Source organism: Arthrobacter tecti (assembly GCF_054511355.1).
The window spans coordinates 1-15891 of record NZ_JBTNCT010000002.1; the positions used below are offsets into that span (position 1 = coordinate 1).

Consider the following 15891-nt stretch of genomic DNA (forward strand, 5'->3'; position numbering starts at 1 on the left):
GTGAAAGCCTGGAACGAGGACCCGCAACCCTACGTGTGGACCAAGACCGCCGATGAGATCCTGGAATCCCTATCACGACTAATGCAACGAACTACCGGCGCAGGACACTAGCGTACGATCGCACACCGCGTCCCGGTTGAGGCGGCGGAGTGCGCAGTCTATTGTCGGTTGTGGCCCTTTACCTCATCGATCGGTGACCTGCGGCCAGTCAGAACAACTGCCCCCGTGCAAGGAGCTACCCACCACAATGTCAGCTGAGCCCGCGCAGGATCCCACTGCCGCCCTCGTGAGCCTGCTCAACCTCGACAGCGCAGCAGGTGCCCAGACGGACGAGGAGATCTTCGTGGCGCCCCCCGTGCGGCAGCCCGGCAAGAGGATCTTTGGCGGCCAGGTGTTGGCACAGGCACTCGTTGCGGCGATCCGAACGGTCGACACGGTGAGATCCGTACATTCCATGCACGGATACTTCCTCAGGGCAGGAGATGCGGCCCTCCCGATCACGTTCGGGGTTCAACGCCTCCGCGACGGGCGATCATTTTCGGCCCGCCGGGTTCACGCCTACCAGAACGGCGTACCAATACTGTCCATGATCGCCTCCTTCCAGCAACCCGACGACGGCGTCACTCATCAGGAGCCCATGCCGGGCAATCTCCCCGAACCGGAGTCCCTGCCCTCAACGGCTGACCTGCTCGGCAGGTTCGATCACCCGGTAGCGAAGGCGTGGGCGTATGACCGGCCATTCGACATCCGCCACATCGATTCACCGCTCTACGTTGAGAACACAGGGGCAAAGGAGCCGGTCAATGCCGTGTGGATGAAGACTTTCGGCCCGATGCCGGAGGATCCGAGCGTTCATCAGGCAGCACTGGCCTATGCAAGCGACTACACGCTGCTGGAATCCATCCTCCGTCCACACGACCTGACCTGGATCCACCCTGGGATGAGCGTGGCCAGCCTGGACCACGCAATGTGGTGGCATCGTCCGGTCAAGGTTGATGAGTGGCTACTGTATGTGCAGGCCTCGCCCAGCGCGTCCGGAGCCCGCGGCCTGGCGACAGGGAAAATCTACAATCGCGGTGGAGAACTCGTGGCCACCGTCGCCCAGGAGGGCATGGTGCGGGTTCCGTCCGACGTCGGAAACCGGGTAAAGGGCGCTGTCCAGAAGAAGCTGATGGATCAAAAGATGCGCCGCTGGAAAGCCTGAGCGAACGGCCTTGGGGTCCAACTGAACGGCCCGGGGGTTCAATCGCGAAGGAGCATGCGCAGGACAGCGCATGCTCCTTCGGTCGTATTGGGTGTGGTTCGCGTGGTGCCGGACTAGTCGCGCGTGAGACGGCGGTGCGTCACCCTGTGGGGTTTCGCGGCATCCGCTCCAAGCCGCTCAACCTTGTTCTCTTCATAGGCTTCGAAGTTGCCCTCGAACCAGTACCAGTTATCCGGGTCTTCATCCGTTCCCTCGTACGAGAGGATGTGGGTGGCCACCCGGTCCAGGAACCAACGATCGTGGGAGACAACAACGGCACAGCCCGGGAACTCGAGCAACGCGTTCTCGAGGCTGGACAACGTTTCGACGTCGAGGTCGTTGGTGGGCTCATCGAGGAGCAACAGATTGCCGCCCTGTTTCAGGGTCAACGCTAGGTTCAGCCGGTTACGCTCTCCGCCGGAGAGAACTCCTGCCTTCTTCTGCTGGTCTGGACCTTTGAACCCGAACGCGGACACATAGGCACGCGAAGGCATCTCGACCTGGCCGACCTGTATGTAGTCGAGGCCGTCGGAAACCACTTCCCACAGCGACTTGTTCGGATCAATCCCTCCGCGCGACTGGTCGACGTAGGAGATCTTGACGGACTCACCGACCTTGAGTTCCCCACCGTCAAGCGGTTCGAGTCCGACGATCGTCTTGAAGAGCGTGGTCTTTCCGACGCCGTTCGGGCCGATGACCCCAACTATGCCGTTACGGGGCAGCGAGAAGGACAGATCATCGATCAGGATGCGGTCGTCATAGCCCTTGCGGAGACCGTGCGCTTCGATCACCTGGCTGCCTAGGCGGGGGCCCGGCGGGATCTGAATCTCTTCGAAGTCAAGCTTCCTGGTGCGCTCAGCTTCGGAGGCCATCTCCTCATAACGCGCGAGGCGGGCCTTGGACTTGGTCTGGCGGCCCTTGGCGTTCGAGCGCACCCACTCGAGTTCCTCGGTGAGCCGCTTGGAAAGCTTCTGGTCCTTCTTGCCCTGAACCTCGAGACGCGCACGCTTCTTCTCAAGGTATGTTGAGTAGTTGCCCTCATACGGGTAGAGGTGTCCGCGATCTACCTCGGCGATCCATTCGGCAACGTGGTCGAGGAAGTAGCGGTCGTGGGTCACGGCAAGGACGGCACCGGGGTACTTCGAGAGGTGCTGCTCAAGCCAAAGCACGCTCTCGGCGTCCAGGTGGTTGGTGGGCTCGTCAAGCAGAAGGAGGTCCGGTTTCTGCAGGAGCAGCTTGCAAAGCGCAACCCTGCGCCGCTCTCCACCGGAGAGGATCGAAACATCGGCGTCCGGCGGCGGGCAGCGAAGGGCGTCCATCGCCTGCTCGAGCTGGGAATCAAGGTCCCATGCGTCAGCGTTGTCAATGGCCTCCTGCAGCTTGCCCATCTCATCCAGCAGCGAGTCATAGTCCGCATCCGGGTTCGCCATCTCCTCGGAGATCTCGTTGAAGCGCTGTATTTTGCCGTAGATCTCGCCGACACCCTCCTGCACGTTCCCGAGTACAGTTTTGTCCTCGTTGAGCGGCGGCTCCTGCAGGAGAATCCCGACCGTATAGCCGGGGCTGAGCCGGGCTTCCCCGTTGGATGGGTTGTCCAGGCCCGCCATGATCTTCAGGATGGTGGATTTACCGGCACCATTGGGACCGACCACACCGATCTTCGCGCCAGGATAGAAGGACATGCTTACGTCGTCGAGGATCACCTTGTCGCCAACGGCCTTTCGGGCCTTGGTCATTGTGTAGATAAATTCCGCCATAGGACAAGGCTAGTGCTTGCAATCCTCAGGGCATATTCGGCGAAGGACGCAGAACAGGACGAAACTTACCGTTGATCGCCGACGAAACAATCGCCGCCGGCCAGCACCGGAAGCTGGGTCACTGACACTTGACCATCACGGACGTGCCCAAACACGCAGACGCTCTCGACAGCCACCGCGCCGGTGATCGCGTCGACCTCAAGCCCGGTGGGCGTGGTGTCCAGGGAGACCTCTACCGACCCTTCCTCGGCACCGGCAGTGATGAATGCCTCACGCACCGCTTCCCTGCCCGGCTCCGGAAGCTCGGCCGCCAGTGCGGCGAGCGTTTCCCCGACCTCCGAAGCGAACGCAGCGGCTGCACCGGATGATTCTTCCTGCTCGGGCTGCGGAACCCCCTCGGCGGGCGAGGGGCTTTGACCAGTCTGAGCATCCTCCCCCGGCGTCAGCTCGTTGCCCACAGCCGGAGCCCCGCACCCACCGAGAGCAACTGCCATGCCAACACAGAAGATAACCAGCCGCACCCGTGCACCGGCCTCTGCACGCCGGCTCACCAGTTCCACAGTGCCCGATGTGTGAGATCCCCGCATACAGCCATTCTGTCATGCGCGGGTCTAGAACGGCACGGAAGCCTTCGCCAACTGGTTCTCGCCGGACGCCGGTTCCTTCTCTGCTTCTCCGTCCACTGCACTGCCTTCCTCAGGCGCACCGGAAGCTCCGTAGTCAGAACCGGATGGGAGTTCGCCAGTTGCATAGTTGAAGTCGGCCGGCAAGGATTCGTCGGCCGACTGGGCGCCGGCGTCAATCCTCTCGGCGCTGGAGCGCCGGAAGCTGGCTGTACCGAAAACGAGGTCGTGTCCGGCCGAATCCGCATCAATCTCAACGGTGGTGCCGCTCTTGCCTTCCTCATTGACCCACGGACGGATCCGCAGCCGTCCGGAGACGATGATGGGGTCTCCTTTCTGCAGGCTGACGCCGGCATTGGTCGCAAGCTGCCGGAACAGGGAGATGGAATACCAATTGGTCTCGCCGTCGGTCCAGGTGTTCGTCTTCTTGTCCAGGAACCGGTTGGTGCTGCCCAACCTGAACTTGGTGATCGGCAGCCCGCTGCTCGCTACGGAGCATTTGGGTTCGGTCCCCACGAATCCACGGATTGTCACATAATTGCTCATTCTTCATCCCTCCAGAGTTCGGTGACCGGCACTGCGGTGCCGACTCCTCAAGTCTCAGCGGGGCGGAGGGCCACGAAAGCGTGCAAGGGAGCTATGTGGGCAACTTCAGCGGAATTTGGCCTCTGTGGAGGAGATGAAGCAGACTAAAAGCCGATAAACTTGTGCGGGTTGATATCCGCGCCCGCCCCCGTAGCTCAATGGATAGAGCAACGGCCTTCTAATCCGTAGGTTGCGCGTTCGAGTCGCGCCGGGGGCACCGATTCTACTCAGGCGAAGGTCACACGCAGCTCAAGATGGTGTTGTCCTGACAGGTCCTGCGAGTACTCTGCCTTTCCCGCTATCTCTTCCAGCTCACCCGTTCCGGATCCCGGAATGATGTGGCCTGAGCTTGCTGCAGCGGTGCCCTCGGCCAGCCCCCAGTGCTGGATTATCACGCTCCCCTGCCTGCCAAGGATGGTGCCGGTGAACACCTCGGAGGCCACATACCCCGCGCCGCGGCTGTTGCCCGCCATCAGTAGCTCGGCGACCGAGACGCCTTCGATGTCTCCGACGAACTCCTTGATGGCACTGACCCGGCTCAGTTCGCTGTCTGCGCCATCAACGGTGTACGGCTGTGGTTCCCATCCCGAGATGTCGAATGATCCCCGGACGACCTGCTCCTGCGCTTCACTCATCCCCCCAGTATTGCTGCATCCGCCAGCGTTCGCATGTTGGCACTGACGCTGGTCAACGGCTCACGCTGAGCTCGGCAGCCTGCGGCGCACCCCGGAACAGCGTCTTTGTTCGCGGGTCCAGGAAAACCAGGTAGGACGCGAACGCCACTCCAACTGCCGCCGCGATTTGCCGCGCCGTATGGAGGCTGAGCTCGATATACGGGAAAATGTCCAACTGATCAGAGATTGCGTAGATCATGAAGAAAGACACCACGAAGTACAGCACCTTCACCTGCCAGTCATCACGAATTCCGGTCACCGCGAACAGCGGAATGAGCCAGACGACGTACCAGGCCTGGATCATCGGGGCCAGTAGTACGACGGCGGCCAGGGCCAGTGCGAGCCGCCGCACCAGTCTGGAGTGGTCACCCGTGAAGATGAACCACGCAACAAGAATCAGGGACGCGACGGTGCCCACCTTGTGGACGACGTCCGCCCAGGACCAGCCGTCGAATCCCAGGGCGTCTCCGGTCAGGGCGAAAACCATCCCGAGGAATCCGACGGGTGCGTACCAGATCCACACGCTTCCTGGCGTGCTGAGTGCTCCAATCCACCCGAAACCGAATCCGTTGATCCAGCCCAGCAGCCCTAAAATGCCCAGCGAAAGCCCCGCGGTCATTCCCCAGTAGAGGAACTTCCTGGGCCAACTGGCTCCGCGTCCGGCCCACATCAAGCCGATGAAAGGCAGGACGATCAGGGTGATCGGCTTGATGCCGATGGAGAGGGTGATGAGGAGGATGCCGGTGATGTGACGTCCCCGGGCAGCTGCGTACAGACCTGCGAGGGCGAGTCCGAGCATGAGCGAATCGTTGTGGACGCTCGCGATGAAGTTGGTCAGGAAGAGTGGGTTCGCGACGGTGAGCCACAGCGCGCGGTTGGGATTGATTCCGTGCAATTCGGCGAGCCGGGGTACGTAGTAGATGCAGAGCACCACGCCGATCAACGCCAGGAGACGGAACAACAGGATCGAAAAATCAGGCTGTCCGCCCGTTGCGCGCACCACCAGCTCTTCGAACCAGAGGAAAATCGGCCCGTATGGCGTTGGGCTTTGCGCCCAGAGATCGTCTGCGCCGATCTGTAAGTAGTTTGAGATCTGTGAGTAGCCGTCCTCATAGGGGTTCAGCCCCGCCACCATCACCTGGCCTTGGGCGATGTAGGCGAACACGTCCCTGCTGAAGAGCGGGAGGGCGAAGCACATCGGCGCACCCCAGGCCAGAGTCGCCTTGAGGATGACCGGCCTGCTCTCGGGTCCCCACCCGGCCAGCCGTTGCCCGAGGCGGAGCCACGAGCGGACCAGCAGCATTCCCCCCAAGGCCAGCAGGACGACGGATAGCACTGCTCCTGCCGGTTCGAATCGAAGCCAGATGATCGGCTCCAGCTGACGTAGTTCACGGGAGGCCAGCGAGAGCCAGCCGACGCCGAAGGACCCGAAGAGCATGAGCATTGAGCCGACGAATCCCTGGATGATCGCAATCCTGGGTCGGCCCACATGGGGTGTTGCCACTGGCGCGGGCACGGCGGCGGTCATGTGCAGTGGGTCCGATCGTCGGTGGAGCATGGGCAAGTAGCTGAATCCTGAGGGAGCAACGTGTTGAAAGGAACGTGGACAACGCACAGGCGAGGTGGGTTGATTTTACCACCGGCGTCCTCCTCGGCTGTCGACCTTTCCTGATAAGGCTGGCCGCCCCGTCTTCGGCGATCAGAACCATTTCAGGCCCTAAACTGGCTCCAGATCCTACGAACGCAGAAGGCGGTTGATGGCATTGGGGCGCCACCGGGCAGAGCCACGGGAACATTCGACAGGACACGCCGCACCTTCCGACTTTCCACTCTGGGGCGCTTTCGCGTGCGTGATCGCTGCGTGCAGCATGGCAGTCTTCGACGTGCCGGTGACCGCGAATGCAATGACCACTGTGGTGCTCGGTCTCGGGTTCCTGCTCGTCTGGTGGCTGGCGTCCACCTCGACGCATAGGTCGGCCGGATCAGGCAGTACACTCTCGAAGAACCCGGGACCTTCTGCGGCGCAGGCGACCAGCACTCCCGCACGCACGGTTCCAACGCCGCCGGCGAACCCCGACCGGCTCGATGGCTACACTCACGACGACGACGAACGCACAGCGGGTGCCGGCAGCCGCTGGATAGACATGTTCGGTCCCCCGGAAACCGGGCAGCTTCCTATCCAGCGTTATGTCGAGGCGAAGGTCCAGGGCGCTTTGGCTCCACCCGCCGATGAAGAAACGGCCCTGCCGCAATGGAGCCATTCGCGAAGCTGAGGAAGCGTGCTTTCACGGAACGGGTACATTTGACGGGTGCCCATATCAAACGAACACATTGTCTGGATTGACTGCGAGATGACGGGTTTGGATCCCGTTGCCGACGCGCTCATTGAAGTGGCGGTGATCGTGACCGACTCTGAGCTGAATGTGCTCGGTGAGGGAGTCGACGTCGTTATCGCACCGCCCGCGGAAGCTATCGAGTCCATGGGTGATTTCGTTCGGGCAATGCACACGTCCTCCGGCCTTATCGAGGAGCTTCCCCACGGCGTCAGCATGGAGGAGGCCCAGGAGCGTGTACTGGAGTACATCACCGCGTGGGTACCGGAGCCACGGCGCGCGCAGCTCGGGGGTAACTCGGTAGGCACCGACAGGGTCTTCCTTGCCCGCGACATGCCGGCCGTCGTCGAACACCTGCATTACCGGGTCATCGATGTTTCAACCATCAAGGAGCTTGCCCGCCGCTGGTACCCGCGCGCCTACTTCCAGGCGCCTGAGAAGAGTGGAAACCACCGGGCCCTCGGCGATATCAAGGATTCCATCCGCGAGTTGCAGTACTACCGCAGCACCGTGTTTGTTCCCAGCCCCGGCCCCGACTCCGAAACGAGCAAGGCTGCGGCGCAGGAGCTGCGGGCCTGAACCACAGCGCCGCACGTTGAGGACGGCCCGATTATTGGGTCGCCGAAATGTGTGTAGAATTGTCTGCGCTGCCTCGTTCAGGCCAGAAAGCATCAGTGCTGTACCAGCCAGGTATATGCGAACTGCTGCGGAGGGTCTAGAGGCGCATGGTGGGTATAGCTCAGTTGGCAGAGCGCCTGGTTGTGGTCCAGGAGGTCGCGGGTTCAAACCCCGTTACTCACCCCGAAATGGTCCGTAGGCTTCGGTGGCCGTCCTGAATGCTCGGGGCGGCCATTGGTCTTTCTTCAGCCAGGACATCGCCGTGGGTAACGGCGAGTCATCAGAAGGGAATCAAGACGGCATGAAACGCACCCTGTTCGAAGAGGACCACGAGCTCTTCCGGGAGGTAGCCCGGGAATTCAACTCCCGCGAAATCGCCCCCCACTATGCCGGGTGGGACCGCGACCACATGATGCCGCGCAGCATGTGGACCGCTGCAGGCGAGCAGGGTCTACTAGGGCTCGCAGTACCGGAGGAATACGGCGGTGCGGGAATGCCTGATTACCGGTTCCGCGCCGTGCTGGACGAAGAGTTCGCCCGCGCCGACCACCTCGCTGCGGGTTTGGCGTTCCATCTGCACGATGACATGGTTCTGCCCCACCTGCTGGCCTACGGATCCGAGGAACTCAAGCAGGAATGGCTTCCCGGCATGGTGACGGGTGAAAAGGTCACCTCGGTTGCCTGGACCGAGCCTGGAGCCGGAAGCGACCTCCGCGGAATCCGCACCAAGGCCGTCCGCGACGGCGACGACTGGCTGATCAGCGGACAGAAGACATTCATCGGGAACGGAATCAGCGCTGACGCCTCCTTCGTACTTGCACGTACTGATGGTTCCGCCGGCCGCGGCAACCACGATTCCTTCTCACTGTTCATGGTCGGAAAGGGGCCGGGATACGAGACCGGGAAACAGATCGACAAGATGGGTCTGAAAGCCTCGGACACCGCTGAACTGTTTTTTGACGGCGTCCGCGTTCCGGGTACCGGTCTGGTGGGCGAGCTGGGTCACGGTCTGCGCTACGTGACTGAACAACTCCCCCAAGGGCGGCTGGCGATCGCTGTTGCCTCCTCCGCAGTGGCCAGAACCATCTACGAAGCCACGGTCCGTTACACCAGTGAGCGCAACGCGTTCGGTGAACGGGTGATCGACTTCCAGAACACCCGCTTTGAGCTCGCGGACATCCTCACAGAAGTAGAAGTCATGGAGACGTACGTCGACCGGGCGATCCTCGCTTTCAACGAAGGTGGATTGGATCCGGCGGGTGCGGCGCGCGTCAAGCTGTGGGCGAGCGAACGGGTGAAGACAATCACCGACCGCTGCCTTCAGCTGCACGGTGGGTACGGCTACGTGCTGGAGTACCCCGTTGCACAGGCGTTCCTCGCCGTCCGGCTGCTATCCATTTTCGGCGGTACGAGCGAGATCATGCGCGAAACCATCGGCCGCTCGATCGCCGGCTGATCCAGCTCCGGAGTAAGGGAAACTTCAATGGCAGTCCATCCGATCACAATCGCCGGCGAACCCGTGTTGCACACCCGGGCCACCGCCGTCGAGCATTTCGATGATGCGCTCCGCACCCTCATCGCCGACATGTACGAAACCATGGACGAAGCACATGGTGTTGGGCTCGCGGCGCCGCAGATCGGCGTGGGGCTACGCATCTTCGTCTACGGCATGGCCAACGACGACGGCGTGCCCCCGCGGGGCGTGCTCGTGAACCCGACGCTGGTCACGTCGAAGATCTCCGGTGCGGAACCGGACGAGGATGAGTCCGAGGGCTGCCTCTCATTCCCCGGCGAGTCTTTCCCGCTTAAACGGGCGGAGTGGGTGAAGATCAATGGTTTCGACGGGGCCGGGGATCCCATCGAGTTCGAGGCCACGGGATGGTTTGCCCGGTGTATGCAACACGAGTTCGACCACCTGAACGGTACGCTCTACGTGGACCGCCTCAACCCGCGCTTCGCGCGGAAGGCAAAGAAGACATCAAAAACGAACGCTTGGGGCCAGCCGGGGCTGACCTGGATGCCGGGCGTCGATCCTGACCCGTTTGGTCACTGATCAGGGGGAACTCGGCACCGGTTCGCGGTGTAGATCCTCGAGCCGCTTGACGGACCGGAGGGAGCCGAACAGGGCTACCAACGGAGCAGCGGTCGCCAGAACCACCCCAACGAGGATTGCGTTTGTAATCCCCAGCAGCTCCGCCAGCACTCCGCCGACGATGCTCGCTACGCCCAGCATCCCCCAACTGACCATGCGGGTGGCGGCGCCAAGCCTGCCCATCATGGCGGGCGGACAGACCCGCTGCCGGAAACTGGTTCCGACGACGATGTTCAAAGCCACAGAAACCCCCATGACGAACATGCCCACCAGTCCGATGATCATGCCGGGGCCTGGAGTCATCACCAGCAGGGATGCGTACCCCAGCACGCCGGGCACCATCGACCATCGCCACACCGGCCCCGAGCCCAACCATTCCGTGAGCCTCTTCGCATTCAGACCGCCAACCGCCCCGCCGATGGACGTTGCCGCCATCAGCAGTCCCAGCCAAATCTCTGATTCGTTCAGCACGCGAATCACCAGCAGGACCATGAGGGAAGCCACCATGCTCCCACCGAGGTTCCACAGTGCCGCGTTGAAGAGGATTGCGCGCAGCGGTGCCGTGCTGAAGGTATAGCGGAGCCCATCCATCATTTCGGCGAAGATGTGGCGCTGTGTGGGCTCGGGGCGCACCTCCTTCAACCGGAGGGAGGAAATGGCGAACAGCGACGCAAACGACGCGGCCACCTGGACAAGGAGGGTGTTCGATGCGCCGAGGACCACGGTCAGCCAGCCAGCTATCCCCCGTCCGGCCGCATCGGCGGAGGCACCGGACGCCGTGATGATGCCGTTCCCTTCCACCAGCTCATCGCCCGTGAGCGCCTGCTGCACCAACGCCTGGTCCGCGAGGCTGAAGAATACCGAGGACAGCCCTGCCACGAAAGCAACCACGAAGAGCTGCACTACCGTGAGCATGCCGAACCAGTAAGCCACCGGCAACGTCGCGAGAGAAAGTATCCGTGCAATAAGGGACCACACAATGACCGGCTTCCGGGGCCAACGATCCACCCATACTCCGATAGGAAGGCCGAGAAGAAGCCACGGCAGGAAGGTCATCCCTGCCAGGGCAGCCACGGCGAAGTCGCTTGCCGCAAGCTCGACTGCCGCGATGATGGGTAACGCTATCGAGGCGACGGCTGTACCCAGCACGCCGACGGTCGCAGAAAGCCACAGGGCACGGAAGTTTGAGTTGCGACGCACCAGCGACTGGCTGGGTGCAGTCGTCTCGCTCATCCCCCTAGCGTAATGGAACGTAATGGTGATGAACGTCGCCTGTGGACGAACGCAAGGGATAGTTCCAAACACTCTTGACTATTCAAGTATCACCGGCCAGTATGCCGGTGCTGACTCTGGACGGCTTTGAGGGATGGGCTGGCCGATACGCCGGGTTCTGTCCTGCCGGCGTCGAACGCCTGCAGTGGCGGCCATCCATCTACGAGCGCCGTTGCCGACGCCCTCCAGCGGCCTACCCGGGCGCTCAGGCGGGCAGCCTTCGAGCGCGCCCTGTCTGGCCTTGCTCCGGGTGGGGTTTACCTAGCCGCGCCGGTCACCCGGCGCGCTGGTGGTCTCTTACACCACCTTTTCACCCTTACCCCGTGCAGCGGACTGCCGGGGCGGTCTGTTCTCTGTGGCACTGTCCTGCGGGTTACCCCGAGTGGGCGTTACCCACCACCCTGCCCTGTGGAGCCCGGACGTTCCTCGGGAGGAGTACCTGGTACTCCCCACGCGGCCGCCTGGCCAACCCATCCGTATCGATTCTACGTGTTCGATGCCGGGTCCCCACGCATTAGCGATACCGCTGCAGGCTCCCGGTAGAGTGATCCGGTGCTTATTCTGCTTCCGCCCTCTGAAGGAAAGTCGGCTGCGGCGAAGGGCCATCCGCTTGTCCTTGCCGGGCTGCCCTTTCCCGAGCTGGCGGAGGCGCGTGCCGAAGTCCTCGATGCTCTCGAGAAGACCAGCGCCCACGAAGATGCCCATGCAATTCTCGGTGTCGGAGCCTCGCTCGCCCATGAAGTACGCCGGAACCTCCTGCTACGGGTTTCACCGGCAGCGCCCGCCCACTCCGTCTACACCGGCGTACTGTATGACGCGCTTGGCTACCGCACCATGACCGCCGTACAGAAGCGCAAGGCAGAGGCCGCCGTCGTCGTTGTTTCAGGGCTGTGGGGGGCGATCGGCTTCGCGGATGCCATCCCGGCGTACCGGCTCTCGATGTCAGTGGACCTACCGGGGATTGGAAAGCTGACGGCATTCTGGCGCAGTCGCCTTGCATCCGTGCTGGATGCCCGTGCAGGGGAATCGCTTGTAGTGGACTGCCGTTCCAGCAGCTACGCCGCGGTCTGGTCGCCGAGCACTGAGCGAACGGTTGCAGTGAACGTCCTGCAGGAGCGCAACGGGAAGCGCACAGTGGTCTCCCACTTCGCAAAACATACCCGTGGGGAGCTCGCCCGCCATCTGCTCACCCGGCGCGGGAAACAGCCTGAGACTCCAGCGCAACTCCTGCGGGCGGCGAGTGAACTCTGGACCTGCGAACTGGAACCGGCAAGCACCCGCAGGGCCGCCCAGCTCAACATCGTTCTCACCGCGGGCTGAGAGCCGCACCTCCGCCAGAACCGGCGGTCAGCCCCTAAGGCTCAGCGACGAGCTCCACCTCGAACCCGTCCGCGTTCTCGAGGTAGGCAGCGTAGTGGTCCCGCCCGCCCGCGTGAGGGTGCTTGTCGGCGAACAGCAGGGACCAGCCGTGGCTGGTTGCCCGGCGCGCAAGGAGGTCAACCTCGGCCCGCGAGCCGGCGTTGAAGGCCAGGTGGTTGATCCCCGCACGACGGCGTTCATGCGGTTCCGGCAGAACGTCCGGGCCCGCTTCGAGCACGAGGTACGCTCCCCTGCCGGCCCAACTGGCGCCGTCGTTCCAGGAGTCCCGCGGGACGAATCCCAAACGCTCGAAAAGCCAACCGAAACTCTTCAGCGCCGAATCGAAGTTCCGGACCCAGATCTCGATGTGATGAAGCGATCCTGTCGGCTGCAGCCGGACATCGGGTTCCGGCTGCGGAACGACGACGGCGGCCTCCACAGTCTTCTGAACCGGCTTCCGCGGGGTCCATTCGACGCCGGAAATACCCGCGTCCATGGCCTCGTTCGAGAGCCGGTCGGCGTCTTTGTTCCGCTCACGCGGGATCCATTCATAGCGCACACGGCGCGGATCCACGGCACGCCGTGCCTTCGAGGCCAGGTTCTGCATGTCGGCGTGCTTGATCTTCCAGCGCCCGCTCATCTGCTCGACCACCAGCTTGGAATCCATCTTCACAAGAATGCGGCAGTTGGGATCCACCTCGTGTGCGAGTTCCAGTCCAGCGACGAGGCCGGAGTACTCCGCGACGTTGTTGGATGCGATGCCCACATACCCTGCCTTCTCGACAAGGATCTTCCCGGACTCCGGATCGCGAACCAATGCACCGTAGCCGGCGTGCCCGGGATTGCCGCGGGATCCGCCGTCGGCTTCCACGATCAGGAAACCGCTCCGCGTTTCCTGTTGCGGTTCTGCCGGGACGCCATCGAACAGCGGAATCTCGCTTTCCTGCACGTCGGTTCAGTTTCCCCACTCAGCGGAGCGCACGAGGATGCACCCTGAATCCGGGCAGAACACGATGTCGTCTTCCGCTGCACGGGAGATGTCCGCGAGGTCACCGGGACTGAGCTGCATGCCCGAACCTTCAGACCTGCCGTGGAACAGGCGTGCCGCGCCCACGCCGCGCTTGGCCAGGGTCTTCTCATAGAGGCCAAGGAGCGCGGTGTCGAAGCTTCCCGCGAGTTCGTCCCGGGTGTGTTGGACATCGGTTCGCTCAGCTTCGATCCGTGCGAGCTCCTCATCGCGCCCGCTTTCCAGTTCCTTCAACTGTGACCTGATGGATTCCGCGTGGGCGGCGGCCACTTCGCGCGCGGTACGGGCTGCCTCAACCCTTTCCATCACTTCGAGTTCGATGTCCTCAAGGTCCGACCGGCGCTTGGTGAGCGATGCCACCTCGCTCTGCAGGGCGGTGAGGTCCTTGGACGTCCCCGTGCCGCTGTTCAGCCGCTGCTCATCGCGCTCCAACCGGGTAACCACGGCCTGCACATCGTCCTCCGCGCGCGTCAGGTCCCGCTCAGCGTCGGCGAGGTTGGTTGCTGCACCAACGGTCTCGGAGTCTGCCGCTGCCACGCTAGAGGCGAGCCGGGCGAGTTCCGGGTTGCCCCGCGCCGTAGCCGCCTGCCGCTGCAGCTGGTTGAGTTTGGAGTCATTCGCCTGCAAGTCAAGAAGCCGCAGTTGTTCCGCCTGGGGTGCTTTTGCCACCGATTGTCCTCCGGGGATTCGAACGAAAATTCCTTCTTCGTCTACCTTATGGCAAGGCGGGGCCAGGCCCGACGGACGTGCTTGATCAGTCGCCGCCGGGGGTCAACACGAAGTCCCAGGGATCCGAGTTCACGGTACTCACCCGAACCTCAACCTCGAAATTCTGGTCGGAGAGCACATTCGCCAGGGCGGCGGCTGCCGGCGTCAACCAGAGCCATTCGCTGCCGAAGTGGGAAACGTCAATGAGGTAAGGACGCCCATTCACCGCTGCTTCCCGGGCCTCGAGGGCAGGATGATGCCGCAGATCGGCCGTGACATAGACATCGGCCTGACTGGCGCGAACCTGGTCGAAAAGGTTGTCCCCGGCGCCTCCGCAGACTGCGACACGCCTAACCAGTCCGTGCCGGTCCCCCGCCACCCGCATGCCTCCGGCAACCGCGGGAAGCAGCCCGAACACCAGTTCCGCGAAGTCCCCGAGCGAGGTCACGTCCGCAAGGTCACCGACCCTGCCTATCCCCTCTTCGGGAAGTCCGTCCGCTGCGCTGGCGAGCGGTTCCACGTTCCGCAGTCCGAAGGCATCGGCCAGTACATCCGACACGCCTCCAACAGCGCTGTCACCGTTGGTGTGTACCGTCACCAGCGCGCAGCCGGCTTCGATAAGACGATGGACTGCCGCACCTTTCGCGTGCGTGGCGGCGACAGTATTCACGGGCTTCAGCAGGAGCGGGTGGTGCGCGACGATCAGGTCCGCCCCAAGCTCAATCGCGTCCTCGATGACGGCTTCGGACGGATCCACGGCAAAGACCACAGTTGAAACCTCGCGGTCAGGAAGTCCGGTGACAAGCCCGACGGCGTCCCATCCTTCGGCCAGCGACTCCGGCCACAATTCCTCGATAGCCAGCAGGATGTCACCGACCGTCGGCTTCGACGTTGACGGCTCGTCCGCGTCCGCGTGGGGCAGCTCGCTTTCCCGGTCGCCGACCTGTTCCTCCTCAGGTTTCATAGCCCTAGTTCTACCAGCTTTCGTCCAACTGACCACCGGTTCCCCACCAACGCGGCCATGCGGCGGACGCCGCGGGGAATCATCCGCCGCCATCATGCATTGTTAACACCATGATGACTTTCGTGCTGGGCGGGGGCTGCTTCTGGTGCCTTGACGCCGTATACCAGAAGACCCGCGGAGTGACCGACGTGGTGTCCGGCTACACGGGCGGGCACCAGCCGGATCCCGACTATGACTCGGTCTGCGCGGGCATCACCGGGCACGCGGAGGTAGTTGCAGTGACGTTCGATGAGACGGTCATTCCGGCCGAGGTGATCCTCGGAATCTTCTTCGTCTCGCATGATCCAACCACGCTGAACCGACAGGGTTACGACGTCGGCACGCAGTACAGGTCTTCAATGTTCTACCAGGACGCACAACAGAAGGAAGTGTTCGAAAGGGCTATTGAACGGAACCAGGAAGACTGGTCAAACCCAATCGTTACCGAAGTGGTCCGCCTGCCGAAGTTCCATGTGGCGGAGGAGTATCACCAGAACTTCTATGCGAAGCACCCGGAGCAGGGCTATTGCCAGGTGATTATCAATCCGAAGCTTGCCAAGGCCCGGAAATATTACGCCGAATGGCTCACTGCATAGC

16 protein-coding genes, 2 tRNA genes and 1 other RNA gene are annotated in these 15891 nt (G+C 62.8%); 9 read left to right on the forward strand and 10 right to left on the reverse strand.

Annotated features, from left to right (window positions below):
* Nucleotides 1-247 precede the first annotated feature (247 nt).
* The gene (locus ACX80C_RS02365; RefSeq protein WP_459324631.1) at nt 248-1204 is read left to right on the forward strand and encodes an acyl-CoA thioesterase; all 957 of its coding nucleotides are present in this window, start codon (nt 248-250) and stop codon (nt 1202-1204) included.
* Nucleotides 1205-1317: 113 nt separating this feature from the next.
* Here the strand turns inward: ACX80C_RS02365 and ettA are convergent, their stop codons facing one another.
* The 3 genes from ettA to ACX80C_RS02380 form a co-directional block, all read right to left on the reverse strand.
* Complete coding sequence (gene ettA / locus ACX80C_RS02370) at nt 1318-3000, reverse strand: energy-dependent translational throttle protein EttA (RefSeq protein WP_459324632.1); 1683 nt, start codon at nt 2998-3000, stop codon at nt 1318-1320.
* Between the two features lie 65 nt (nt 3001-3065).
* The gene (locus tag ACX80C_RS02375) at nt 3066-3587 is read right to left on the reverse strand and encodes a DUF6993 domain-containing protein (protein WP_459324633.1); all 522 of its coding nucleotides are present in this window, start codon (nt 3585-3587) and stop codon (nt 3066-3068) included.
* Nucleotides 3588-3611: 24 nt separating this feature from the next.
* A complete protein-coding gene (locus tag ACX80C_RS02380) occupies nt 3612-4169 on the reverse strand; it encodes a single-stranded DNA-binding protein (RefSeq protein ID WP_459324634.1) in 558 nt (185 codons plus the stop codon).
* Between the two features lie 183 nt (nt 4170-4352).
* Between ACX80C_RS02380 and ACX80C_RS02385 the strand changes: the two genes are divergently transcribed.
* A tRNA-Arg gene (locus ACX80C_RS02385) sits at nt 4353-4425 on the forward strand.
* Nucleotides 4426-4435: 10 nt separating this feature from the next.
* Here ACX80C_RS02385 and ACX80C_RS02390 read toward each other — a convergent pair.
* The gene (locus ACX80C_RS02390) at nt 4436-4843 is read right to left on the reverse strand and encodes a DUF3224 domain-containing protein (RefSeq protein ID WP_459324635.1); all 408 of its coding nucleotides are present in this window, start codon (nt 4841-4843) and stop codon (nt 4436-4438) included.
* Between the two features lie 52 nt (nt 4844-4895).
* Nucleotides 4896-6440, reverse strand: a complete 1545-nt coding sequence (gene mptB, locus ACX80C_RS02395) for a polyprenol phosphomannose-dependent alpha 1,6 mannosyltransferase MptB (RefSeq protein ID WP_459324636.1) — start codon at nt 6438-6440, stop codon at nt 4896-4898.
* A 310-nt stretch (nt 6441-6750) separates the two neighbouring features.
* Here mptB and ACX80C_RS02400 point away from each other — a divergent pair, with 310 nt between their 5' ends.
* The 5 genes from ACX80C_RS02400 to def all read left to right on the forward strand — a co-directional run bounded on the left by ACX80C_RS02400 (nt 6751) and on the right by def (nt 9886).
* On the forward strand, nt 6751-7155 hold the full coding sequence (locus tag ACX80C_RS02400) for a hypothetical protein (protein WP_459324637.1): 405 nt from the start codon (nt 6751-6753) through the stop codon (nt 7153-7155).
* Between the two features lie 36 nt (nt 7156-7191).
* On the forward strand, nt 7192-7794 hold the full coding sequence (gene orn / locus ACX80C_RS02405; protein ID WP_459324638.1) for an oligoribonuclease: 603 nt from the start codon (nt 7192-7194) through the stop codon (nt 7792-7794).
* Nucleotides 7795-7943: 149 nt separating this feature from the next.
* Nucleotides 7944-8016, forward strand: a tRNA-His gene (locus ACX80C_RS02410).
* A 118-nt stretch (nt 8017-8134) separates the two neighbouring features.
* Nucleotides 8135-9289 (forward strand): acyl-CoA dehydrogenase family protein, encoded by a 1155-nt coding sequence (locus ACX80C_RS02415; protein WP_459324639.1) that lies wholly within the window; start codon nt 8135-8137, stop codon nt 9287-9289.
* 27 nt (nt 9290-9316) lie between these two features.
* Nucleotides 9317-9886, forward strand: a complete 570-nt coding sequence (gene def / locus ACX80C_RS02420) for a peptide deformylase (protein WP_459324640.1) — start codon at nt 9317-9319, stop codon at nt 9884-9886.
* Here the strand turns inward: def and ACX80C_RS02425 are convergent, their stop codons facing one another.
* On the reverse strand, nt 9887-11158 hold the full coding sequence (locus tag ACX80C_RS02425) for an MFS transporter (protein WP_459324641.1): 1272 nt from the start codon (nt 11156-11158) through the stop codon (nt 9887-9889).
* A gap of 130 nt (nt 11159-11288) precedes the next feature.
* Nucleotides 11289-11670: RNase P RNA component class A (rnpB, locus tag ACX80C_RS02430), an RNA gene on the reverse strand.
* A gap of 79 nt (nt 11671-11749) precedes the next feature.
* Between rnpB and ACX80C_RS02435 the strand changes: the two genes are divergently transcribed.
* Nucleotides 11750-12517, forward strand: coding sequence for a YaaA family protein (locus tag ACX80C_RS02435; RefSeq protein ID WP_459324642.1), 768 nt, complete (start codon nt 11750-11752; stop codon nt 12515-12517).
* Nucleotides 12518-12551: 34 nt separating this feature from the next.
* On the opposite strand, the gene ACX80C_RS02440 is transcribed toward ACX80C_RS02435, so the two are convergent.
* The 3 genes from ACX80C_RS02440 to ACX80C_RS02450 form a co-directional block, all read right to left on the reverse strand.
* Nucleotides 12552-13505: a reverse transcriptase-like protein gene (locus ACX80C_RS02440; RefSeq protein WP_459324643.1), complete on the reverse strand. Its 954-nt coding sequence runs from the start codon at nt 13503-13505 to the stop codon at nt 12552-12554.
* A gap of 6 nt (nt 13506-13511) precedes the next feature.
* Nucleotides 13512-14252 (reverse strand): zinc ribbon domain-containing protein, encoded by a 741-nt coding sequence (locus ACX80C_RS02445; RefSeq protein ID WP_459324644.1) that lies wholly within the window; start codon nt 14250-14252, stop codon nt 13512-13514.
* A gap of 85 nt (nt 14253-14337) precedes the next feature.
* Entirely contained in the window at nt 14338-15255 is a 918-nt protein-coding gene (locus tag ACX80C_RS02450) for a Nif3-like dinuclear metal center hexameric protein (RefSeq protein ID WP_459324645.1), read from the reverse strand.
* A 110-nt stretch (nt 15256-15365) separates the two neighbouring features.
* On the opposite strand from ACX80C_RS02450, the gene msrA reads away from it, so the two are divergent.
* Entirely contained in the window at nt 15366-15890 is a 525-nt protein-coding gene (msrA, locus tag ACX80C_RS02455; RefSeq protein WP_459324646.1) for a peptide-methionine (S)-S-oxide reductase MsrA, read from the forward strand.
* The last annotated feature ends 1 nt before the right edge of the window (nt 15891 follow it).